We start from the raw sequence: 22,300 nt of genomic DNA, 5'->3' as shown, positions 1-22,300 counted from the left end.
GCCGTCCGCGGTCGCGCGGACAGACGTCCGACCGCGGCGCGACCGCCCGCTCAGGCTCCGAAGATGGCGCGCAGCTGCTCGATCGGCGCCTTCGGCCGACGGTCCTCGAAGACGAGACCGTTGGTCTCCTGGCCGGTGTCGGCGAGCTGCGTGTAGCAGTAGCCGGCGAGCGGCGCGGCGGCCCGCACGGCGCCCACGAGCGCGCGAAGCCGCTCGACGAGGTCCTCCTGGGTGGTCGCGGTGGAGTAGCCCCACGCGTCCTCCGGGCCGTTCTCGGTGTACGAGATGCCGCCGAACTCGGTGAGCATCAACGGCGCCTCCGTCGACTGCGCGGGGTCGACGATGAGCCGGCGCCCCGGCAGCGTGAACGGCGCGTCGAGGATGCCCTCACGCGTCGCGTACCGCTGGGCCACCCGCTGCGGGTCGTGGTCGTAGTCGTGGATGGAGAGGATGTCCGAGGCCGCGTGCTCCCAGCCGTCGTTCGAGATCACCGGCCGGCCCGGGTCAACCGTCTTCGTCAGGTGCACCAGCGCCTTGGCGTACGACACCATCCGCTCGTCGTGCGCGATGTGCTGCACGCCCCAGCTCTCGTTCAGCGGCACCCAGGTCACGATGGAGGGATGCGACCGGTCGCGGTCGAGGATGGCGGACCACTCGGCGATGCTGCGGCGCACCGCCTCCGGGCTGAACGCATAGGCGGCCGGGGCCTCGCCCCAGACCAGGAGGCCGAGCTTGTCGGCCCAGAACAGGAAGCGCGGGTCCTCGTACTTCTGGTGCAGCCGCGTGGCGTTGAAGCCCAGGTCGAGGATGAGCTGCGCCTCCGCGCGCAGCGCGTCGGCGCTCGGCGCGGCCGAGTGCGACTCCGGCCAGTAGCCCTGATTGAGCACCGACCGCACGTAGAAGGGGCGGTCGTTGAGCAGGAAGCGGCCGCCCTCGACCGACGCCGAGCGCAGCCCGAAGTACGACAGGACGCGGTCGCCCGCGGCATCCCGAACCCGCAGCTCGACGCTCGCATCGAGCAGCGTCGGGTGCGCGGGCGACCACAGCAGCTCCTCGTAGGCCTGCCCGTTGCTCTGGCGGTGGATGCGGAACGGCACCTCGATCTCGCGGCCGTCGACGCTCGTCTCGACGCTCGCGAGCGACTCCGCTCCCAGGGCGACCCGGATGCGGACGGTGCTGCCGGCCGGCGCCGACCGGTTGAGCCGGAGCTGGGCGGTCACCTCACCCGCGGGCACGTCGGTCACCCAGTGCAGTTGCTCGACGCGCACCGCCGGGGCCGCCTCCAGCCACACCGGCTGCCAGATGCCCGTCGTGCGGTGGTACCAGATGGAGTGCGGGTGGTGCCGCCAATCCTGCTTGCCGCGCGGCTGGGCCACATCGGCCGGGTCGTCCTCGGCCCGGATGGTGATCGAGACGTCGTCGTCGCCGACGAGGTCGGTGATGTCGAGGGAGAACGGCGTCGAGCCGCCCTCGTGACGGCCGGCCGACCGGCCGTCCACCCACACCTCGCAGGCGTGGTCGACGGCGCCGAGGTTCAGCAGCAGCCGCTCGCCGGCGGGAAGCTCGTCGCGCAGCACGGTGCGCTGGTACCAGACGACCGGGTGGAAGCCCGTGTCGCCGACGCCGGACGCCTCCGACTCGAAGGGGAACGGCACCTCGATGACGCCGGGGAGGGCACCGGTCGACTCCCAGTGCTCCCGGCGCCCGCGGTCCTCGTCGTCGAAGGCGAAGGTCCACGGGCCGGAGAGGTCGAGCCAGTCGGCACGGACGAGCTGCGGACGCGGGTAGCGTCCATCCTGTGCGGTGGCCGCCTCGACGCGGCGTTCCTCGGTGAGCATCCCCTTAGCATGCACGATCCGTGCAGCGCTGTAAAGCCGGCAAATCGCCGCTACGGGATGGCGGGCGCGCTCTCCCGGGTGACGAGCGAGAACGGGGCCAGCTCATGGCGTCCCATGCCGTCGTAGCCGGAGACCCGCTCCAGCAGCATCTCGACGGCCCGTGATGCGAGCCCGCGCATGTCGGGCGCGATCGTCGTCAGCGAGGGGTAGGTGACGGCCGTCATGGGGGTGTTGTCCCATCCCGTCACGGCGACGTCGTCGGGCACGTGGAGGCCGCGCTCCTGCAGGGCGCGCAGCGCGCCGATCGCGGCGAGGTCGTCGCGGCAGACTAGGCCGTCGAACCGCAGGCCCGCGTCGAGCGCGGCGCCGACGGCGCGCACGGCGTTCCCCGCCGAGACCGAGACGCTCGGGATGAGCAGCTCGGGCTCGGGGGTGAGCCCCGCATCCTCGAGGGCCTGCTGGTAGCCGGTGATACGCAGCTTCGACGTGCGCGTCGGCCGGGAGCCCTCGTGGCCCGCGAAGGCGATGCGCCTGCGGCCCTGCGCCAGCAGGTGCTCGGTCGCCACGCGGGCCGCCTCGACGTTGTCGATCATGATGCGGTCGACGGTCAAGGGTGCCGCGTTCTCGCCCAGGACGACCAGCGGGATGTCGGTGCGCGTCTGGGCGAGCTCGGCGGAGTTCATGACGCTCGGCTGGAAGATCATGCCGTCGACGAGACCGGACTCGCCGGCGGAGACGACGGCGCGCTCGCCCTCGATCGTGCCCTCCGTCTGCTCCAGCAGCACGCGGTAGCCGCGGCGCTCCGCTTCGTCGGCGACGACCCGCGCCAGCTCCGCGAAGTAGGGGAGGGTCACGTCCGCGAAGGCCAGCGCGAGCAGGCCCGTGCGGCCCGTCGCCAGGCGGCGGCCCATGATGTTGGGGCGGTAGCCGAGCTCGTCGATCGCGCGCTGTACGCGCTCGCGCATCGCCGGGCTCACGTGGGCGTAGTTGCGGACCACGTTCGAGACGGTCTTCATGGAGACGCCGGCGTGCTCCGCCACGTCCTGAAGTCTGACCGCCATTCGCGCACCCTTTCGCGTCATGATGCGGTTCCCCGCGGGGTCACTCTACAGTGGACCGGCTTATGCAGGCATACTCGGGTTGACACGCTGTGTTCAGCGCTGTAAATTTCCCAGACATGCCGAGTGTACCGGCTCCAGCACCACCGATCACGCTCCCGCCCACGCGGAAGCATCGCGTGAACGGCTCACTCAAGGGAGAGATCACATGAAGAAGCGATTCGCCGCACGCGCGATCGCGCTCGCGGTCACGGCGGGCCTCGGGCTCGCGCTGACCGCGTGCGGAAGCAGCGGAGGCTCTGGAGGGGCGGAAGTCTCCTCGGGCGACTACAGCGGACCGAAGGTCAACATCAGCTTCTGGAACGGATGGACGGGCGGCGCCGCCCCCGTGCTCGTGCCGAAGCTGGTCGACAAGTTCAACGCCGAGCACAAGAACATCGTCGTCAAGGACGTCCCGATGGAGTGGGCCGACATCGCCCGCAAGATGCCGCTCGCCGTCAAGGCCGGCAAGGGCCCGGACGTCGCGGTGGGGCACGGCGACGACATCGCCACCTACGCGGCGCAGGGCCTCGTGCTCAAGTCGGACAACATCGTGAAGTCCCTCGGCTACAAGGCGAGCGACTTCCCCGAGGGCCTCCTCGACGCGGGCAAGTACAACGGCGGCCAGTACGCGGTGCCGTGGAGCGTCACCCCGCTCGGCCTCTACGTCAACAAGGACGTGCTGCAGAAGGCCGGCGTCGACGCCAACGCCATCCCGCAGGACAAGGCGTCGTACCTCGCCGCGCTCGACAAGCTGAAGGCGGCGGGCGTCCAGGGCGAGTGGGTGGACGGCTACGTCTTCACCGGCACCTTCGAGTTCGAGAGCCTGCTCTGGCAGTACGGCGGCGACCTCTTCAACAAGGACGTCAGCAAGGCGACCTTCAACTCCGACGCGGGCGTCAAGGCCCTCACCTGGATGACCGACCTCATCAAGAACGGGTACAGCCCGGCCGACGTGGCGCAGGACGGCAACATCAACGCCCTCATCGCCGGCAAGAACGCCTTCAACTGGAACGGCGTCTGGCAGACCACGAACACCGCGTTCGACAAGCTGAAGTGGCAGGCCGTGGCCGTCCCGCAGATCGGCGACGAGAAGGCCGTCTGGTCGAGCTCGACCCACTGGATGTTCATGAACAACAAGGGTCAGGACAAGAACAAGACCGCCGCCGCCGCGACGTTCGTCAAGTGGATGAACGACAACTCGGCCGACTGGCCCAAGACCGGTGAGCTCCCCGCCAAGAACTCGGTCCGCGAAGACCCGAAGCTGGTGCAGGACTACCCGAACCTGAAGCCGTTCCTCGACGAGCTGAAGTACGCGCACTACGAGCCGATCGCCCCGGGCATCACCACGGTGGAGGCGACGATCACCACCGCCGTGAACGAGGCCGTGACCGGCAAGAAGACCCCGAAGCAGGCTCTGGACGACGCGGCCGCCAAGGCCGACACCCTGCTGAAGCAGAACAAAGCGAAGTACGGTGACTGACACCGCATCGCTCGTGGCGCCCCGGGACACCGGGGCGCCACGCCCGTCCCGTTCCGGCCGCGGCAAGCGGCCCGGCGCCCCTCGACGCACGGGCGTCGCCTACCTCTTCCTCGCGCCGTTCCTGGTGCTCTTCATCGTCTTCGTGCTGGCGCCGGCGGTCTTCGGCCTCTGGATCAGCCTGACGAACTGGAGCCCGTTCCGCGCGACCCAGAAGTTCATCGGCCTCCAGAACTACATCGACCTGTTCACGCCGGGCAGCGCCACCTCTGGCGACTTCTGGCAGTCGATGGCGGCGACCGGCATCTTCACGCTCGCCAGCGTGCCGTTCCTGCTGCTCATCCCGCTCCTCGTCGCTGTGCTGCTGAACCAGAAGATCCGCGCAGGATCGTTCTTCCGCGGCGTCTTCTTCGCCCCGTACGTGCTCGGCGTCGCCGTCATCAGCGTCATCTGGAAGTACCTCCTCGACACCCAGGCCGGCATCATCAACCACCTGCTCGGGATGATCGGCCTCCCGGACAATCTGCCCTGGACCGTCGACGTCCCGTGGGTATGGGTCACCCTCGCCGGCGTGACGGTGTGGTGGACCATGGGCTTCAACACCGTGATCATCCTCGCGGGCCTCAAGGGCATCAGCCCCGACCTCTACGAGGCGGCCGCACTGGACGGCGCGGGCGCCTGGCGCCAGTTCATCAGCGTCACGCTGCCGGGACTCCGCCAGGTCATGACCTTCGTCATCACGATCACCATCCTGGCGAGCGCCAACATGTTCGGTCAGTCGTTCCTGATCACCAAGGGCGGCCCAGGCAACACGACCCGCACGGCGATCATGTACATCGCCGACCAGGGCCTGTCGCAGAACAACCTCGCCGCGGCGGCAGCGATGAGCTATGTGCTCTTCGCCTTCCTCGCGATCATCAGCATCATCAACTTCCGCCTGCAGCGGGAGCGCGCAGAGAAGAACCTCTCATGACGACGACGACCGCCCCCGAGACGACCGCGCCCACGCGGACCATCCGCGCCCGCCGCAAGCAGACGCCGCAGGCCGCTGCACGGAAGACCCTGCTCTACGCCGTGCTGATCGTGCTGGCGCTGGCCGTCGTCCTGCCGCTGCTGTGGATCCTGCTGACGTCCTTCAAGACCGACGGCGACGCCATCCGCAACCCGTACTCGGCCTTCCCGAACCCCTTCTCGACGGAGGCCTATTCGACCCTCGCGAGCGGGCAGCAGCCGGTGTTCCGCTGGTTCCTGAACAGTCTGGCCGCGGCCGCGCTGCAGACGGTGATCATCCTCGTCACGGCGTCGATGGCAGCCTACGCGCTCGCCCGGCTCGAGTTCTGGGGCAAGCGGATCGTGTTCGGCCTGATCATCTCGACGCTCCTCGTGCCGCCGGTGATCTTCCTGATCCCGAACTACCTGATCGTGCAGAATCTCGGCTGGCTCGACACCATCTGGGCCATCACCATCCCGGGTGCGGCGAGCGCCTTCGGCGTGTTCTTCCTCCGCCAGTTCTTCGTCGGCCTGCCGGCGGAGATCGAGGAGGCGGCGCGCATCGACGGCGCGGGCGACTTCCGCATCTTCCTGCAGATCGTGCTCCCGCTCGCCCGCCCGGCGCTCGCCACTCTCGCGGTGCTGAGCTTCCTGGCGAACTGGAACGACTTCCTGTGGCCGGTCTATGTGCTGCTCAGTCCCGAGAACCTCACGCTGCAGCCCGGTCTGTCGCAGCTGCAGGGCGCGTACTCCACCCACTACGCCATCGTGATGGCGGGCGCGGTGATCGCCTCCGTGCCGGTACTCATCCTGTTCTTCTTCGCCCAGAAGCAGATCGTCGAGAGCGTCGCCACCAGCGGGGTCAAGGGATGACCGTCCGCCGGGCAGCCGCCGCGACCGGCGCCGTTTTCGCGCTCGTCGCCGGTCTCGCCGGCTGCTCGGCGGGGTCTGCTCCCAGCGAGTCGTCCGCGCCGTCGGTCGCAGCGTTTCAGATCGACAGCGATTTCCCCGACCCGGGTGCGCTCGTGGTCGGCGACCGCGTCTACGCCTACGCGACGAACACCCCGGCGGTGAACGTCCAGCTCGCGACCAGCACCGACATGAAGACCTGGAAGCTCAGCGACCAGGATGCTCTGCCGCAGCTGCCCTCGTGGGCGCTGCCCGGCAAGACCTGGGCGCCCGGCCCGACGCGGCTGGCGGACGACCGGTTCGCCCTCTACTTCACGGCGTCGGATGCGGCCAGCAGGTACCAGTGCATCGGCGTCGCGTTCGCCGACAAGCCGGAGGGTCCCTTCACCTCGACCGCCGACAAGCCGCTGGTCTGCCCGACCGACCAGGGCGGAGCGATCGACGCCAGCGTCGCCGCGGACGAGAGCGGCCGGCACTACCTGGTGTGGAAGAACGATGGCAACTGCTGCGGCTACGACACCTGGCTCCAGGCGCAGCCGCTCTCGGCCGACGGCGCCTCGCTCACCGGGGAGCCGACGAAGCTGATCAAGCAGACGGAGTCGTGGGAGGGCACGCTCGTCGAGGCGCCCGTCATCGTCCGGCACGGCGACGAGTACGTGCTGCTGTACTCGGCCAACGATTACGCCAACTCGTCGTACGTGACCGGCGTCGCCACGGCGAAGAGCCTCCTCGGCCCGTACACGAAGGCGAAGAAGCCGCTGATCTCGACGCCCGGCACCGGCGGACGCTACCTGGGCCCGGGCGGCGAAGACCTGGTGACCTTCCACGGCAAGGACTGGATGCTGTTCCACTCCTGGGACGAGGCGTTCGCCTACCGCGGCATGCACGCCGTGCCGGTGAGCTGGCGCGACGGACTGCCGGAGCTCTCGAAGTGACGGAGGCGGCAGTGCGCGTCACCCGCCACTGGGGTCCGGTATGGGACGGCTACTTCGCCGACCCGTTCGTCCTGCGGCTGGCCGGCGGTGGCTACGTCGCCTATGGCACCCACCCCGGCAGCGACGGCGACCGCGTCTTCGAGGCGCTGACGTCGCCCGACCTGGGGCGCTGGGAGAGCGCCGGTGCGGTGCTCGAGCGGCTGCCGGACCGCTTCGGCGACGACTACTGGGCGCCTGAGGTGGCGGAGGCCGGCGGCGCCTTCTGGATGTACTACTCGGTCGGGCGCGGCATCGAGGGCCACCACCTCCGCGTCGCTCGGGCCGACTCAGCGACCGGACCGTTCCGCGACCTGGGCGTCGACCTGACGCCGGGCGAGCTGTTCGCCATCGACGCGCATCCGTTCCGCGACGACGACGGCCGCTGGTACCTCTTCTTCGCGCGCGACGTGCTCGACCACGAGCGCCCCGGCACGCATCTCGCGGTGGCCCCGCTGGAGGAGGGAATGGCATCCCTCGCCGCGGACGCTGTCCCGGTGCTCGCGCCCGACGCCGACTGGCAGCTCTACGAGCGCGACCGCCTCATCCACAGCCGCCGGTTCGACTGGCACACCCTCGAGGGGCCTGCCGTCGTGCGGCGGGGCGGGCGCTACTGGCTGACGTACTCGGGCGGCGCCTGGACCGGCCCCGGCTACGCCGTCGGGGTCGCCGTGGCCGACCATCCCCTCGGGCCGTGGTCGCACGTCGGCCAGCCTCCGCTGCTCCGCAGCGGCGAGGGCCTGCGCGGGCCCGGCCATAACTCGCTGACCGTGGCGCCGGACGGCGCCGAGATCATCGCCTTCCACTCGTGGAACGAGGAGGAGACCGCACGGCAGCTCCACCTCGGCGCCCTGGCGTTCGCCGGAGAATCGAAAGGAACCCCATGAACGACGACGTTCCCCGCGTGACCCCCGCGCAGCCGGACACCACTGGCCTGGAGCCCGAGATCCGGGATGCGGTGACCGCGCTCTACACGGACGGCATCATCGGCAAGAAGGGCGCTTTCACCCCCGAGTGGGCCGACCGCCTCCGCGAGGACATCGAGGTCGCCTTCGACGACGCGCTGCAGCGCCCGGGCGGAGCGGTCGGCCGCGGCACGAAGCGCTACTACGTCGAGATCCACCCGGAGCAGATGCGCGGCTGGCTGGAGCTGGTCGACCACCCGTGGGTGCGGGCGGTCTGCGAGGCCGTGCTCGGTCCGGAGTACCAGATCGTGGAACTCGGCTTCGACGTCCCCGGTCCGGGCGCGAAGGACCAGCCCTGGCACCGCGACTTCCCGATGCCCGAGGAGACCCAGCGGACCGGCCGGCTCACCTCGCTCGCCTTCAACGTCACGGCCGTCGACACCGCGGACGACATGGGTCCGTTCGAGATCGCGCCCGGGACGCAGTGGGACCTGCCCGAGGGCTTCGAGCACGAGATGTTCCCCGAGAAGCACCTGTACCCGCGCTTCATCGGGCGTGCGGTGCGCAAATACCCGCAGCGCGGCGACATCTCCGCCCGCTCGGCCTTGACCCTCCACCGCGGAACGGCGAACCAGTCGCAGCTGTCGCGTCCGGTGCTGGTGCTCGGCGTGGATGCGCCCGGCGCCGGCAACGCGGAGCACCACGACATGGCGGTCACCCGCGACTTCTACGACTCGCTGCCGGAGCGCGTGAAGCGGCACCTGGTGTGCCCGGTCGTGGAGGAGCTCACGCCGATCACGCAGAAGCACACGATCGAGGGCCTCATGATGGGCGACGCCTAGCGAGTCCGCGGAGCGGCGTTTTCTGCGCATCCGCTCTTAACCCACGATGCCGGGCTGCGAGAAGACTAGGGTTTCTTCTCACGGCCCGGCATACGTTTCGGGGTTACGCCGGTTGGATATTCGGGTTCCTCCGACGCCCTTTGAGACTACCGCAAAACCCTCCGTTGTGTGGGTCGAATGGAGGACAATTTTGTACCCCGGTTCGTCCCCAATCCGAGGGGCAAGCGGTCAGGCGGCGCCCAACTCCTGCTTCAGGGCGGCCACGAAGGCGTCGATGTCGTCCTCCGTCGTGTCGAACGAGCACATCCAGCGCACCTCGTTGTTGGCCGCATCCCAGTCGTAGAACCGGAAGTGCGATCGCAGCCGGTCGGCCACTCCGGTCGGCAGGGTCGCGAACACGCCGTTCGCCTGCGTCGCCTGGCTGAAGCCGACGCCGCGGATGCTGCCGTCCGCGATACCGGCCTCCAACGCCGTGCGCAGCCGGGTCGCCATCGCATTCGCGTGACCGGCCGAGCGCAGGTACAGGTCGTCGCTCAGGAGCGCGATCAGCTGCGCCGAGATGAAGCGCATCTTCGACGCGAGCTGCATGTTGAGCTTGCGCAGGTAGATGAGACCCTCGGAGGCCTGCGGGTTGAGCACCACGACGGCCTCGCCGTACAGCATCCCGTTCTTCGTGCCGCCGAAGCTGAGCACGTCGACGCCGGCGTCCGTCGTGAAGGCCCGCAGCGGCAGGCCGAGGGTGGCCGCGGCGTTCGAGATGCGCGAGCCGTCCATGTGCAGCTTCATGCCGTGCTTGTGCGCGTGGTCGGCGATCGCCCGGATCTCCTCGACCGAGTACGCGGTTCCGAGCTCGGTGGTCTGCGTGATCGAGACCACCAGCGGCTGCGCGCGGTGCTCGTCGCCCCATCCCCAGGCCTCACGGTCGATGAGCTCGGGCGTCAGCTTGCCGTCCGGCGTCTCCACCGTCAGCAGCTTGATGCCCGCGACCTTCTCGGGCGCGCCGGCCTCGTCGGTGTTGATGTGCGCGGTCTTCGCGCAGATCACGGCGCCCCAGCGGGGGAGCATCGACTGCAGCCCGACGACGTTCGCGCCCGTGCCGTTGAACACCGGGTAGACCTCGACGCCCTCGCCGAAGTGCTCGGCGAAGACCTCGTGCAGCCGGGCCGTGTACACGTCCTCGCCGTAGGCGATCTGGTGGCCGTTGTTCGCGGCCGCAATGGCGTCGAGTATCTCGGGGTGGACACCCGCGTAGTTGTCCGAGGCGAAGCCGCGCAGGGTGAGGTCGTGGAGTTGAAGCGTCACGAATCCATCCTCTCAGGCTCCAGAGGGATGCGTCGGCCGTTGACCGCAGCCGCGTCCGCCGCCCACAGCGCGACGACCTCGTCGCCGAGCCGCGCCTCCAGGCCCTCCAGCGTCTTCACCACGAAGATGGTCGCGGCCGCTTGCGGCGCCTGCTTGGCGAAACCCTGCGCCACGGCGCGCACCCAGGCATCGCCCGCGGCCTTGGCGGCGGCGTAGTTCGCGCCGCCCGCATACGGCTTCTCGACCGCGGTCGACGAGACGATCGCCAGGCGCCCCGCGGGGGAGGCGACCAGGTCGTCGTAGAAGATGCGGCTGGTGTTCCGGAGGGTGCGGAACGCCCGCTCCAGGAACTCCCAGTCCTCGTCGCTCTGCCCGGCGATGCCGCCGCCGCCGCGCCAGCCGCCGACGAGGTGGATGAGTCCGTCCAGGTGACCGAACTTCAGGTGGATGCGCATGGCCAGCTCGGCCACGGCGTCCCGGTCCGCCAGGTCGCAGCTGTCCGTCTCGACGCCGGGGACCGCCACCTCGAGCGCGTCCAGCGCATCCTTCCGCGTGCCGACGGCCAGCACGCGGGCGCCGGCCGCCACGAGCGCGCGGGCGACGGCCTCGCCGGACGCGCTGGTGGCGCCGGCGATGAGCACGAGACGACCGGCGACGCCGGACGGCCCGGCCTCCGAGGAGGTCCGGGCCGCCGGGTCCGCCGTGGGGGCGTCCGTCATGCGGCGTCCGCGCCGGTCGCGTCCGCGCCGGTCGCGTCCGTCGTGCCGGTGATGCCGGCCGTCGACTCGATGACGCCCGCCATCTTCTTGTTCAGCGCCTCGTAGAACATCGAGAGCGGGAACTCATCGTCCAGCACCTGGTCGGTGTAGCCCTTCGGCACGCCTGCGAGCACCTCGTCCGACAGCCCGCGCGCCCAGTTGGAGGCCGGGTGCGGGGTCAGCGTCTGCGTCAGCATCTCGTAGGCGGCGAGCCAGTGCGCCACCTTGGGCCGGTCGATCGAACGCCAGTACAGCTCGTTGATCTGGTCGCTGAGCGCGACGACCACGTCGGGGACGTTCTCCCAGTCGATGGTGAGCTGGGTGTCGGTCCAGTGCAGCACGTCGTGCTGGTGCATCCACGCGAACAGGAGCTGGCCGCCGAGCCCGTCGTAGTTGCGCACGCGGCTGCCGGTGATCGCGAACCGGAAGATGCGGTCGAAGATCACCGCGTACTGCACCAGGTGGGCGTGGTCGCGGATCTCGCGCTGCGCCTCCGAGAGCTCGGAGTCCGGCAGGGCGCTGAGCTCGCGCTCCAGCTTCACCGACTCGCGGAACGCGGTCAGGTCGCACCGCAGCTCCTCCAGCGAGTACAGGAAGTACGGCATCCGCTGCTTGATCATGAACGGGTCGAACGGCAGGTCGCCGCGCATGTGGCTGCGGTCGTGGATGATGTCCCACATCACGAAGGTCTCCTCCGTGAGGTGCTGGTCGTCCAGCATCGCGGCGGCGTCCGCCGGCAGCTCCAGCTTGGTGATCTCCGCCGCGGCGCGGACGACGCGCCGGTAGCGGGCCGCCTCGCGGTCCTGGAAGATCGCGCCCCAGGTGAAGGACGGGATCTCGCGCATGGCGACCGTCTCGGGGAACAGCACCGCCGAGTTCGTGTCGTAGCCGGGCGTGAAGTCGACGAAGCGGAGGGCGACGAACAGCTTGTTGCCGTACTCGCCGGCCTCGAGCTCCGCCACGAACTCCGGCCAGATCACCTCGACGAGGAGAGCCTCGACGAACCGGTTGGAGCTGCCGTTCTGCGTGTACATGGGGAACACGACCAGGTGGCCGAGCCCGTCCACGCGGTGCTGCTGCGGCTGGAACTCGTTCAGCGCATCCAGGAAGTCCGGGATGCCGAAGCCCTCGTTCGCCCAGCGCGTGAAGTCGCGCTGGAGGGCGGCCAGGTACGACGCGTCGTGCGGGAACGCCGGTGCGAGTGCGGCGATCGAGTCGACGATGGTGCGGACGTGCTCGGCGGCGGCCGGGCGGTCGGACTCCTGCTCGACCGACCCGTCCTTCACCTGCAGGGCCTGCAGCGCGACGGCGGCGTCCTTGAGGCGCAGCCACGCGGGATCGTTCGCGACCTCGCGGACCGGGCGGCCGTCCTCGACGACCTCGGGCTCTCCGACAATCGCATCTGCAGTGTAGTTCTGGACGAAATTGGACATGACGAACCTCCCGTCGTTGGTCGGCCGCTCGCACGCGGCAGTGGTGTGGACGTGACGAGCCTATCCGGGGATCGCGAGCGTTTTGTTGTCCATTCCTGTGGAAAACTGCGCGGAATGCCGGCGCGACGCAGCGAATCGCTAGTCGTCGGCCGGGTAGACGAGGTGCCCGTCGCGGAGCGTGGCGTGAGGGTTCAGCACCGCCGGCCGCACGGACGTCTCGGAGAGGATGTCGAACACCTCGACGCCCTCGGTGAGCAGCGCATCCGTCACCAGCCGCCGGTGGCAGCGCCACGGGACGGCCTCGCTGCACATGATCGCCGGGCGGCGCCGCTGCGCCAGCGCAGTGAGTTCGGCGAGGCCCGCGGCGAAGGGCGGCGTCGCCATGTAGTCGGCGTACGCCCGGAAGGCGGCGACCTGCCAGTACCCGTTGGGGCTGACGACGCCGGCCGGGGTGTGCCGGCGGCCGCCGAGGTCCTCCAGCCAGCGGTACTCGATGTCCGGCGGCAGCGCCGCGACGATCGCATCCTGATTCCACTGGGGCAGGCGCCGCGACGACGGGAAGTGCCGGATGTCCACCAGCGCGGTCACGCCGTTCGCACGCAGCATCCCGAGCACCTCATCGAACGTGCGGGTCGAGTGCCCGATCGTGTACACCGTGCTCATCGGTCGCAGCGTACGCCGCCGCATCCGCTTCCGCCGCCGCTTTCGCCTCCGCTTCCCGCCGAGTGGTGAGAAGTGGCCCGAATCCGCGTCGACTCGCCGCATGATGTCTCCACTCGGCGAAGGTGGGGGCGCGGGGCCCGTCGCCTGCGAGAATGGGGGGCATGGCGAGAACGGTCCGCGGCGCACGCGTGCTCATCACCGGTGCGGCCTCCGGGATGGGGCGGCTGTACGCAGAGCGGGCGGTGCTGGAGGGCGCGCGCGCCGTGGTGCTGTGGGACCGCGACGAGGCTGCCCTGATGGAGCTCACGCACCGGCTGCGGCGGGAGGTGCTCGCGGGGCGCACGGCCGCCGCGTGGGGTGCGCCCGAGGGGTCGCCGAGCTCCGCCGCCGGGCGGCCGGCCACGAGCGTGCTGCCCTACGTCGTGGACCTCTCCGAGCTGGGCGCGATCGCGCAGAGCGCGCAGGCCGTCCGCAAGGAGGTCGGCGGGATCGACGTGCTGATCAACAACGCGGGGATCGTGCGCGGCAAGTACTTCTGGGAGCACGACAACGGCGAGGACACCCGCGCGACGATGCAGGTGAACGCCCTCGCGCCGATGTACGTGACGCGCGAGTTCCTCCCGGGCATGCAGCAGAGCCCCCGGGAGGCGCGGATCGTCAACATCGCCTCGGCCGCCGGAACGCTGTCGAACCCGCGGATGAGCGTCTACGCCGCCAGCAAGTGGGCCGTCATCGGCTGGAGCGACAGCCTGCGCCTCGAGCTCGTGCAGGAGGGCTACGGGCACGTCAAGGTGACGACCGTCGCCCCGAGCTATATCGACACCGGCATGTTCGCGGGCGCGCGCGGCCCGCTCCTGACCCCGGTGATGACGCCGGAGTACGTCATCGACCGGGTCTGGCGCGCGATGCTGGCCGGCAAGCCGATGCTGATGCTGCCGTGGACTGTCGGTCTGGCGAAGACGCTGCGCGGCATCCTGCCGACCCGGGCGTGGGATGTGGTGGCCGGCCGGGTGTTCGGCGTCTACGACTCGATGGAGGACTTCACCGGGCGGCAATAGCCGCCCGAGGGCTCCCGTTTCTGTGAGAACTCACATACAGTGGCTTCCCGAACGCATCGTCGAGGGGAGCCGACCGTGAGCGATCCGTCATGGACCCAGGTGGTCAAGACCGTGGAGCCCGAGCAGCCGGAGCTGAAGCGGGCCCTCGGCCCGGGGCTGCTGCTCCTCTTCATCGTCGGCGACATCCTGGGCACCGGGGTCTACGCGCTCACGGGGCAGGTGGCGGCGGAGGTCGGCGGCGCGGCCTGGCTGCCGTTCCTGCTCGCCTTCGCCGTAGCGACGGTGACCGCGTTCTCGTACCTCGAACTCGTCACCAAGTACCCGCAGGCCGCAGGCGCCGCGCTGTACACGCACAAGGCGTTCGGCATCCACTTCTTCACGTTCATCGTGTGCTTCATCGTCATGACGTCGGGCATCACGTCGGCGTCCACCGCCTCCCGCGCGTTCGCGGTGAACCTGACGATCGGGTTCGGCATCCCGGACGACAACCTGACGACCCTGCTGATCGCCCTCGCGTTCATCGTGCTGATCATGCTGGTCAACCTGCGCGGCGTCACCGAGAGCGTGTGGCTGAACGTCGTCCTCACCCTCGTCGAGCTGTCGGGTCTGCTGCTCGTCATCTTCATCGGGATGTGGGCGATCGCCGGCGGCAACGCCGACTGGTCACGGGTCGTCGCCTTCGAGACGCCCGAGGACAAGGGCGTCCTGCTCGCGGTGAGCACCGCGACGTCCCTGGCGTTCTTCGCGATGGTCGGGTTCGAGGACTCGGTCAACATGGCCGAGGAGACGAAGGATCCGAGCCGCATCTTCCCGAAGATGATGCTCAGCGGCCTCGGGATCGCGGCGGTCATCTACGTGCTCGTCTCGATCACCGTGGTGGCGCTCGTGCCGATCGGCCAGCTCGCCGGCAGCGAGACGCCGCTGGTGACCGCGGTGGAGGCGGCTGCGCCCGGCTTCCCGATCAACGACCTGCTGCCGTTCATCTCCATGTTCGCCGTCGCCAACACGGCCCTGATCAACATGATGATGGCCAGTCGCCTGCTCTACGGCATGAGCCGCCAGAAGGTGCTGCCGCCGTTCCTCGCCAAGGTCTCGCCCAAGCGCCGCACGCCGTGGACGGCCATCCTGTTCACCTCCGCGCTCGCCGTCGGGCTCATCACCTACGTGTCGCTCGACCCGAAGGGTTCGATCGTGGCGCTGCTCGGAGGCACCACCTCCCTCCTCCTGCTCGCCGTCTTCGCGGTGGTGAACGTCGCCGTGCTCGTGCTGCGCCGTCAGCCGGTCGACCACAAGCACTTCCGCTCGCCGGCAGCGCTGCCCATCATCGGCGCGATCACGTGCCTCTACCTGGTCTTCCCGTGGACGTCGGGGCGCCCGGCGGGCCAGTACGGCATCGCGCTCGGGCTGCTCGCGATCGGCATCCTGCTCTGGGTCGTCGAGCGCGTCTACGCGGCCGCGGCCAAGCGGCGCGGGGAGCGGACGGAGTCGGTGGAGTAGCGCCTATTCGTGGCCCGGGTCGCCGCGCCGTACGATCGTCGCCGGGTCCAGGTCGTCCTCCGGCGGGACCGGCACGTCACCGACGTCGTCGGGGCCGCCCGTGCCCGGGCGCACGTTGGCGCCCGTCGAGTCCTCCTGCTTCGCCTCGGTCTCGCGCTCGCTCGACGGGCTGTACGAGCGGTCCTTCGCCGTCTGGGCGGCGTCGCTCTGGTGGCCGTCGGGTTCGTCCGGTGTGGCGTTCATTGCGAGGACGGTACGCGCAGAACCCGGCGCGCTTAAGCCCCTGACCAGCGCGGCCGCCGGGTGTTGCGTGGGAGGCACACGAATGGAGGCTATGGATGTCTTTTCCTGAGCAACAGCAGCAGCCGCCCGGCGAGACCGAGGCGATGAACCCGCGGCCGGACCACGGCGAGAAGAGCTACGTCGGCAGCGGCAAGCTGACCGGCAAAGTTGCCCTCATCACCGGCGGGGACAGCGGCATCGGCAAGGCGGTGGCGATCGCGTACGCACGCGAGGGCGCGGACGTCGCCATCTCGTACCTCGACGAGGACGACGACGCGGAGGACACCGCCAAATGGGTCCGGGAGGCCGGCCGGAAGGCGCTCCTGCTGCGCGGCGACGTCTCAGACCCGCAGCACTGCCGCGACCTGGTCGCTCGGACCGTCGAGGAGCTCGGCGGCCTGGATGTGCTCGTCAGCAACGCGGCCTACCAGATGACCCGCGAGTCGCTGGAGGAGATCCCGGACGAGGAGTGGGACCACACGATCGCCACGAACATCTCGGCGTTCTTCCACCTGACCAAGGCGGCCGTTCCGCACCTGAAGCCGGGAGCGAGCATCATCGGCTCGTCGTCGGTGAACTCGGACATGCCGTCGCCCACCCTCCTGCCGTACGCGGCGACCAAGGCGGCCATCGCCAATATGACCGCGTCGCTGGCGCAGCTGCTCGGCGAAAAGGGTATTCGGGCGAACAGCGTCGCGCCGGGACCGATCTGGACGCCGCTGATCCCCTCGACCATGCCGAACGAGAAGGTGACGCAGTTCGGCAGCGACACCCCGCTCGGCCGGGCCGGTCAGCCCGCCGAGCTGGCGCCCGTCTACGTGCTGCTCGCCAGCGACGACGGCTCGTACATCTCGGGTGCGCGCGTCGCGGTAACGGGCGGTCGCCCCATCCTCTGACCCGCGCACGACAGCGGCCCCGGTGCGATGCACCGGGGCCGTCGTCGTATGAGGGGGACGGATCAGACCGTCTCGCCGCGGTCCACCTCGCCGCGCCAGGCGCCGGTCTCGATGCCCTCGGACTCGATGAACTTCTTGAAGTTCTCGAGGTCCTTCTTCACGGCGTGGTCGTCGAGGCCGAACACCGAGCCGATCTTCTCGAGGGCGTCCGACGGCGCCCACTCGAGCTGAACCGTGACCTTGGTCTCGGCGTCCGAGAGGCGGTGGAACGTGACGACCCCCGCGTGCTCCGTGTCGCCGGCGACCGACTTCCACGCCACGCGCTCGTCGGGGAGCTGCTCGGTGATGACGGTGTCGAACTGACGCTCCGCGCCGCCGATCTTCACGCGCCAGTGGTTGGTGGTGTCATCGACCTGGGTGATCTCCTCGACCTCGTCGAGGAAGTGCGGGAAGGACTCGAACTGGGTCCACTGGTTGTACGCGGTAGTCACGGGTACGTTCACGTCGATGGACTGGGTCACTGCAGCCATATCGGCTCCTTTCGTCGTCATCTCTTGTCGAGCCCGACGGTAGGCCGTGGTCGGGATGGAGTAAGGGCCTGGATTTCCCAGGCGGATCGTGGAACGTGCCGGGCGGCCTCCTCAGAAGGTCGCGCCGGGCACGCCCGAGATCACGAGCGCCGCTCCGCCCGCCCAGACTCCAAGGGCGAGCAGGATGCCCACGATCGGCACCCAGAAGCTGATCCGGCGCAGAACGAGCAGCACGATCGCGACGATCACCGCGATCAGCGTGACGGCCGCGGGGCCGATCAGCGCGATGAAGAAGCCGATCCCCATCCGCCCGGTGTCGCAGGCGGTGCCCGAGCCGCACGGGTCGCTGGCGAAGACGAGGAAGAAGGCGGCGAACGTCAGGACGGCGGCCACCACCACGCCGACGACGAGCAGCACGATCGAGGTGACGAGGTCCCAGACGATCACCGGGCGCCGGGCGGTTGCAGCGCCGGCCGGCGCAGGCGCCGCCGGATAGCCCGGTGGCGGAGTCGTGACCATGAGCGGGCTCTCCTGTCAGCCGAAGATCATCGGGCGGTCGTCGTCGTCCTCCGCCGGGGCGTCGGACGAGAGCTCGACGAGCACCGGAACGTGGTCGCTGGGCGCGTCGCCCTTGCGCTCGTTGCGGTGGATGCTCGCGCTGACGACGCGGTCGGCGAACGCGCGCGAGCCGAGGATGAAGTCGATGCGGAGGCCCTCGTTGCGCGGGAACCGGAGCTGCTTGTAGTCCCAGTAGGTGTAGCCGTCGGGCACGAGGGGCCGCACGACGTCGGTCAGCCCCGCCTTCTCGAAGGCAGCGAACGCCGTGCGCTCGGGCGGCGAGATGTGCGTCGACAGCCCGGGCACGAGGCTCGGGTCGCCGACGTCGGAGTCGAGCGGGGCGACGTTCCAGTCGCCCATCAGCGCGAGCTGCAGCTGCGGGTCGTCGGTCAGCCAGCGGTGGGTGTCGGCCGCCAGCGCAGCGAGCCAGTCGAGCTTGTAGATGTAGTGCGGGTCGGCGAGGGAGCGTCCGTTCGGCACGTACAGGCTCCACAGGCGGAGACCGTCGACCGTCGCGCCGATCGCTCGCGCCTCCTTCGGCAGGTCGGGGCCGTCGTGGTCTTTGAGGAAGCCCGGCATGTCGGGGAAGCCGACCTCGACATCCTGGATCGGCAGCCGGCTCGCGATCGCCACGCCGTTCCACTGGTTGAGACCGTGCAGCACGACCTCGTAGCCGGCGGCCTCGAACGCGGCGAAGGGGAACTGCTCGGGCTTGCACTTGATCTCCTGCATGGCGAGCACATCCACGTCTTCGCGCACCATCCAGTCGACGACCCGGGTCACGCGGGTGCGGATCGAGTTGACATTCCAGGTGGCGACGCGCATGCCCCGATCGTATCGGCCGCCGCCGACGTCGCCCGAGCCGAGCCATCGTTCTGTGGAGTGTCAAGGGGCTGTGGAGAACTCCCGGTCGGTCCGGCGTTCCCCTCTAGAATCAGGGATGTGACCGACGCACGACAGCAGCTCATCGACTACATCGCCGCCGAGGCGGTCTTCCACGGCGACTTCACGCTGACCAGCGGCAAGAAGGCCAGCTACTACGTCGATCTGCGCAAGGTCAGCCTCGACCACCGCGTCGCACCGCTCATCGGGCAGGTCATGATCGACCTCATCCGCGACGTCCCCGACGTCGTGGCGGTCGGCGGCATGACGATGGGCGCCGACCCGGTCGCCGCGGCCATCCTGCATCAGGGTGCAGCGCAGGGCCTGGCGTACGACGCCTTCGTCGTGCGCAAGGAGCCCAAGGACCACGGCCGCGGCAAGCAGGTCGAGGGCCCGGATCTGGCCGGCAAGCGCGTCATCGTGCTGGAGGACACGTCCACGACCGGCGGCTCGCCGCTGAAGGCCATCGAGGCGCTGAAGAAGGTGGGCGCCGAGATCGCCGCGGTCGCCGTGGTCGTCGACCGCGACACCGGTGCGCGCGAGGTCATCGAGGGCGCGGGCTACCCGTACTTCGCCGCCATCGGCCTGAAGGACCTGGGGCTGGCGTAGTGTCCGGCGAGCGCGGGAGGGGCGCCGGGGACGACGAACGCCCGGACGACGACGCTCCGGCGGAGCCCGAGTTCGGCAGCTCGGACTGGCTGCTCCAGCAGTTGACCGGCGGCCGGCGGATCGAGCGGTCGGCGGAGCCGGCGGCGCCCGTCGCCCCCGTCGCGGAGGAGCCGCCGGCGCCTCCGGCCGCTGAGCCGGCGGCCCCGGAGCCCGTGGTGATTGAGCCCGTCCGTGCGGAACCGCCTGCGGCCGAGCCTGCAGCAGTTCCCGCGCAGCCGCATGCGGGCAGTGATGCCGGGGCGTTCGACGACCTGCTGAAGGTCGAGGACGAGACGCCGGCCGAGGTGCAGCCGGCGTCGGAGTTCCCGGTCTCGTTCTCGTGGAATCTGACTCCCGGGGCAGGCGGAGATCCGCTCGTGCCCGAGGCGGCGCCCGAGCCGGAGCCGCAGCCGGAGCTGGAGCAGCCGCAGGAGAGCGTGCCGCGGCCGGTGGCGGAGCCTGTCGCGCCTGCCGCGGCTGTGGATGAGACTCCGGCGCCTGCACCGGCGCCCGTGCCCGTGCCCGTGCCCGTCGAGCATTCCTCTGTGGAGGCCGCCCCCGAACCGGAACCGGAACCGGAACCGGAGCCGATCGCGCCCTCGCCCGCCTCCTGGGTCATCCCGGCGCCCGAACCCGAGGCGCCCGCCGAGCCGGAGCCGCCGCGCACGATCTTCGACCCGTTGCCCGCCGCCCCGCCCGAGCCCGAGCAGAGCCACGGGTTCGCCGCGCTGCTCGGCCTCGGCGAGCCGGAGCCCAGCGCTCCGTCCGGCCGGTCGGTCATCGGCGACACCACGAGCGTCATCCCCATCGTCCCCTCAGCCCTGAACCCGTCGACCTCGGCGTTCGAGGCGCCGAGCACCCGTGAGCCGGCCCCGCCGGTGCTCCCGCCGGTGGATGCGGAGGCTCTGGTCGAACCGACCACCGACACCCCGACGCAGGCGCTGGACGCCGCCGAGATCGCGGCACTGCTGCGAGCGGGACGCGAGGAGCCGGAGGTCGTGCTGCCCTCGCAGCCCGCCATCCCGGCCGCCGAGGCCGAACTGGCCCTCGGCGCCGTGCCGTCGCCGGCGACGAGCCCCATCGACGCGGAGAGCATCGCGGCCGCGTCGTCTCCCGAGCCGTTCGACGCCGCACCGGCGGACGCCGAGCCGGGTGAGACGGACGAGCACGAGGCGGACGGCCTGGCCGCGCTCTTCGGAGACGTCGGCGAGGAGCAGGAAGTCCACGAGCCCGAGCCCGAGGACGAGGCCGAGGCCGAGGATGACCGCTTCCGCCCCGAGCCGGAGCCTGCGGCCGACCTCGAGGGCCCGCAGCTGCCCGCGACCGTGGCCTTCTCCCTGCCTCCGACCGCTGCAGAGGACTCCGAGACACTCGATCGGTACGGCCGCACCGCACCGCCCGTCTTCACCCCGCTGGCTACCGGCGCCGCCGCGGTTCCCGCGCCCACGGCTGAGCTCCCACCGGTGACCGCGACGGCAGCCCCGGCACCCGCCGCACCCGCCGCATCCGCCGCACCCGCAGTGCCGGCCGCACCCGCCGGGCCTGTGCCGCCGCAGGGCACGGGCGGCTCGGGCCTCTGGGGAAACCGCAACAACCGCATCCTGTTGCTGGCCCTCAGCGCCCTCGCCGTCGTGCTGGTGCTGATCGGCCTGTTCGCGCTCGGCACGCGCATCCCCTCGCTCGTCGGCGGGCAGAAGCCCGCACCGCAGCCGACGACCGTGCCCACCGCGACCGCGGCGAAGGCGTCCGCGAGCCCGACGCCCGCCCCCGTCCCCACGGTGACGCCGAAGCCCGCCGCGGCCGTCGGCCCGGGCGTCCACCCGTGGGATGCGCTCGGCGGCGGGGAGTGCATTCAGCCCTTCACCTCCGTCTGGGCCGAGGAGTTCACCGTGGTGGACTGCGCCGCGCCGCACACCGCCCAGCTGCTGTACACGAACGTGCTCTCCGCCGACCCGGCCGCGCCCTACCCCGGTGCGGATGCGCTGGCCCAGCAGATGCCCGGGGTGTGCACGGCCGGCGGCATCGTCGACCTCGCCGCCGCGGGCGCTTACCCCGACCTGCAGGTCATCGGCTCGTATCCGGCGACCGAGCAGCAGTGGAAGGACGGCCAGCGGTCGTACTACTGCTTCGCGAACCGCTCCAGCGGGCAGCCGCTGACCTCGTCGGTCGCCGGTCCCGGTCCGTCCTGAACCGCGGCTACTCGTCCCGCGCCGACAGGGCGTCCGCCTCGTAGCGCACCAGCGCGCTCGGCGGGTTCAGCCGCCGCGCCGACTCGATCGCGTCGCGCGGTCGCTCGTGCGCGGGCATCGTGACGTTCACGACGACCGTGTCGCGCCGCGCTCCGGTGCCGAAGAAGCCCTCCGCATCGAGGTCCGCGAGCGCGCCGACCATCGCCTCGAACAGCGACTCGTTCTCCTCCCGGGAACGGTCGTACGGGTCGCCCACCCGTTCGAAGAGCGGCTCGAGCTCGGCGAAGGCTTCGTCGCCGAAGAGGTCGTACGGCGACGCGTTGACGGCCCACCGGAGCGCGTCCGCATCCACCCCGACGCCGTCGGCACGGTGCTCCTCGACGGCGCGCAGCAGCCCCTGCTCCGAGCACGCCGTGGGGGCAGGCCGGTGCGCCACCGGCGACGTCCACAGCCCGAAGTAGTAGAAGTCGTCAGCGGGATGCTCCTCGCGCAACGCGGTCCACGCGGTGCGCGCGGCGCCGGCGATCGCCGATCGGATGTGCGCGAAGTCGTCCATCGTCCATCCCCCGGCC

22 protein-coding genes are annotated in these 22,300 nt (G+C 70.4%); 11 read left to right on the top strand and 11 right to left on the bottom strand.

Going from position 1 to position 22,300, the window contains the following annotated elements:
- Positions 1–50 precede the first annotated feature (50 nt).
- Together ACQ86M_RS13510 and ACQ86M_RS13505 are read right to left on the bottom strand one after the other, a co-directional pair.
- On the bottom strand, positions 51–1,838 hold the full coding sequence (locus tag ACQ86M_RS13510; RefSeq protein ID WP_431245841.1) for a glycoside hydrolase family 2 protein: 1,788 nt from the start codon (positions 1,836–1,838) through the stop codon (positions 51–53).
- A 50-nt stretch (positions 1,839–1,888) separates the two neighbouring features.
- A complete protein-coding gene (locus ACQ86M_RS13505) occupies positions 1,889–2,899 on the bottom strand; it encodes a LacI family DNA-binding transcriptional regulator (RefSeq protein ID WP_431219178.1) in 1,011 nt (336 codons plus the stop codon).
- A gap of 205 nt (positions 2,900–3,104) precedes the next feature.
- Here ACQ86M_RS13505 and ACQ86M_RS13500 point away from each other — a divergent pair, with 205 nt between their 5' ends.
- The 6 genes from ACQ86M_RS13500 to ACQ86M_RS13475 are packed head-to-tail and all read left to right on the top strand — an operon-like array spanning position 3,105 to position 9,032.
- Positions 3,105–4,418: an ABC transporter substrate-binding protein gene (locus tag ACQ86M_RS13500; protein WP_431219177.1), complete on the top strand. Its 1,314-nt coding sequence runs from the start codon at positions 3,105–3,107 to the stop codon at positions 4,416–4,418.
- Complete coding sequence (locus tag ACQ86M_RS13495) at positions 4,411–5,388, top strand: carbohydrate ABC transporter permease (RefSeq protein WP_431219176.1); 978 nt, start codon at positions 4,411–4,413, stop codon at positions 5,386–5,388. Before ACQ86M_RS13500 ends, ACQ86M_RS13495 begins: the two co-directional genes overlap by 8 nt.
- The gene (locus ACQ86M_RS13490; protein WP_431245840.1) at positions 5,385–6,278 is read left to right on the top strand and encodes a carbohydrate ABC transporter permease; all 894 of its coding nucleotides are present in this window, start codon (positions 5,385–5,387) and stop codon (positions 6,276–6,278) included. The genes ACQ86M_RS13495 and ACQ86M_RS13490 overlap by 4 nt, the downstream gene beginning before the upstream one ends.
- Positions 6,275–7,249 (top strand): glycoside hydrolase family 43 protein, encoded by a 975-nt coding sequence (locus ACQ86M_RS13485; protein ID WP_431245839.1) that lies wholly within the window; start codon positions 6,275–6,277, stop codon positions 7,247–7,249. The genes ACQ86M_RS13490 and ACQ86M_RS13485 overlap by 4 nt, the downstream gene beginning before the upstream one ends.
- 11 nt (positions 7,250–7,260) lie before the next feature.
- On the top strand, positions 7,261–8,172 hold the full coding sequence (locus ACQ86M_RS13480; RefSeq protein WP_431245838.1) for a glycoside hydrolase family 43 protein: 912 nt from the start codon (positions 7,261–7,263) through the stop codon (positions 8,170–8,172).
- The gene (locus ACQ86M_RS13475; RefSeq protein WP_431245837.1) at positions 8,169–9,032 is read left to right on the top strand and encodes a phytanoyl-CoA dioxygenase family protein; all 864 of its coding nucleotides are present in this window, start codon (positions 8,169–8,171) and stop codon (positions 9,030–9,032) included. Before ACQ86M_RS13480 ends, ACQ86M_RS13475 begins: the two co-directional genes overlap by 4 nt.
- Before the next feature lie 228 nt (positions 9,033–9,260).
- On the opposite strand, the gene ACQ86M_RS13470 is transcribed toward ACQ86M_RS13475, so the two are convergent.
- From ACQ86M_RS13470 to ACQ86M_RS13455, 4 genes are all read right to left on the bottom strand, one after another.
- Entirely contained in the window at positions 9,261–10,334 is a 1,074-nt protein-coding gene (locus ACQ86M_RS13470; RefSeq protein ID WP_431245836.1) for a threonine aldolase family protein, read from the bottom strand.
- Positions 10,331–11,053: an SDR family oxidoreductase gene (locus ACQ86M_RS13465; RefSeq protein WP_431245835.1), complete on the bottom strand. Its 723-nt coding sequence runs from the start codon at positions 11,051–11,053 to the stop codon at positions 10,331–10,333. The genes ACQ86M_RS13470 and ACQ86M_RS13465 overlap by 4 nt, the downstream gene beginning before the upstream one ends.
- Positions 11,050–12,525 (bottom strand): DUF6421 family protein, encoded by a 1,476-nt coding sequence (locus ACQ86M_RS13460; RefSeq protein WP_431245834.1) that lies wholly within the window; start codon positions 12,523–12,525, stop codon positions 11,050–11,052. The genes ACQ86M_RS13465 and ACQ86M_RS13460 overlap by 4 nt, the downstream gene beginning before the upstream one ends.
- Positions 12,526–12,663: 138 nt before the next feature.
- On the bottom strand, positions 12,664–13,188 hold the full coding sequence (locus ACQ86M_RS13455; protein ID WP_431245833.1) for a DUF488 family protein: 525 nt from the start codon (positions 13,186–13,188) through the stop codon (positions 12,664–12,666).
- Between the two features lie 161 nt (positions 13,189–13,349).
- Between ACQ86M_RS13455 and ACQ86M_RS13450 the strand changes: the two genes are divergently transcribed.
- Both ACQ86M_RS13450 and ACQ86M_RS13445 read left to right on the top strand, forming a co-directional pair.
- Entirely contained in the window at positions 13,350–14,246 is an 897-nt protein-coding gene (locus tag ACQ86M_RS13450) for an SDR family NAD(P)-dependent oxidoreductase (RefSeq protein ID WP_431219168.1), read from the top strand.
- 75 nt (positions 14,247–14,321) lie between these two features.
- Positions 14,322–15,743, top strand: a complete 1,422-nt coding sequence (locus ACQ86M_RS13445) for an APC family permease (RefSeq protein ID WP_431245832.1) — start codon at positions 14,322–14,324, stop codon at positions 15,741–15,743.
- A 3-nt stretch (positions 15,744–15,746) separates the two neighbouring features.
- On the opposite strand, the gene ACQ86M_RS13440 is transcribed toward ACQ86M_RS13445, so the two are convergent.
- A complete protein-coding gene (locus ACQ86M_RS13440) occupies positions 15,747–15,986 on the bottom strand; it encodes a hypothetical protein (protein ID WP_431245831.1) in 240 nt (79 codons plus the stop codon).
- Between the two features lie 95 nt (positions 15,987–16,081).
- Between ACQ86M_RS13440 and ACQ86M_RS13435 the strand changes: the two genes are divergently transcribed.
- Positions 16,082–16,921, top strand: coding sequence for an SDR family oxidoreductase (locus tag ACQ86M_RS13435; RefSeq protein WP_431245830.1), 840 nt, complete (start codon positions 16,082–16,084; stop codon positions 16,919–16,921).
- A 62-nt stretch (positions 16,922–16,983) separates the two neighbouring features.
- On the opposite strand, the gene ACQ86M_RS13430 is transcribed toward ACQ86M_RS13435, so the two are convergent.
- From ACQ86M_RS13430 to ACQ86M_RS13420, 3 genes are all read right to left on the bottom strand, one after another.
- On the bottom strand, positions 16,984–17,451 hold the full coding sequence (locus ACQ86M_RS13430; protein WP_431245829.1) for an SRPBCC family protein: 468 nt from the start codon (positions 17,449–17,451) through the stop codon (positions 16,984–16,986).
- Positions 17,452–17,562: 111 nt separating this feature from the next.
- On the bottom strand, positions 17,563–17,970 hold the full coding sequence (locus ACQ86M_RS13425) for a hypothetical protein (protein ID WP_431245828.1): 408 nt from the start codon (positions 17,968–17,970) through the stop codon (positions 17,563–17,565).
- A 15-nt stretch (positions 17,971–17,985) separates the two neighbouring features.
- Positions 17,986–18,834 (bottom strand): exodeoxyribonuclease III, encoded by an 849-nt coding sequence (locus ACQ86M_RS13420; protein WP_431245827.1) that lies wholly within the window; start codon positions 18,832–18,834, stop codon positions 17,986–17,988.
- Between the two features lie 117 nt (positions 18,835–18,951).
- Between ACQ86M_RS13420 and pyrE the strand changes: the two genes are divergently transcribed.
- Complete coding sequence (pyrE, locus tag ACQ86M_RS13415; RefSeq protein WP_064110095.1) at positions 18,952–19,500, top strand: orotate phosphoribosyltransferase; 549 nt, start codon at positions 18,952–18,954, stop codon at positions 19,498–19,500.
- A complete protein-coding gene (locus ACQ86M_RS13410) occupies positions 19,500–21,728 on the top strand; it encodes a hypothetical protein (RefSeq protein WP_431245826.1) in 2,229 nt (742 codons plus the stop codon). Before pyrE ends, ACQ86M_RS13410 begins: the two co-directional genes overlap by 1 nt.
- 7 nt (positions 21,729–21,735) lie before the next feature.
- Here the strand turns inward: ACQ86M_RS13410 and ACQ86M_RS13405 are convergent, their stop codons facing one another.
- Positions 21,736–22,284, bottom strand: a complete 549-nt coding sequence (locus ACQ86M_RS13405) for a DUF4303 domain-containing protein (RefSeq protein WP_431245825.1) — start codon at positions 22,282–22,284, stop codon at positions 21,736–21,738.
- Positions 22,285–22,300: the final 16 nt, after the last annotated feature.

This window comes from Leifsonia xyli subsp. cynodontis (assembly GCF_050632205.1).
Taxonomy (GTDB): domain Bacteria; phylum Actinomycetota; class Actinomycetes; order Actinomycetales; family Microbacteriaceae; genus Leifsonia; species Leifsonia xyli_D.
This window is presented reverse-complemented; position numbering and strand designations above follow the sequence as displayed.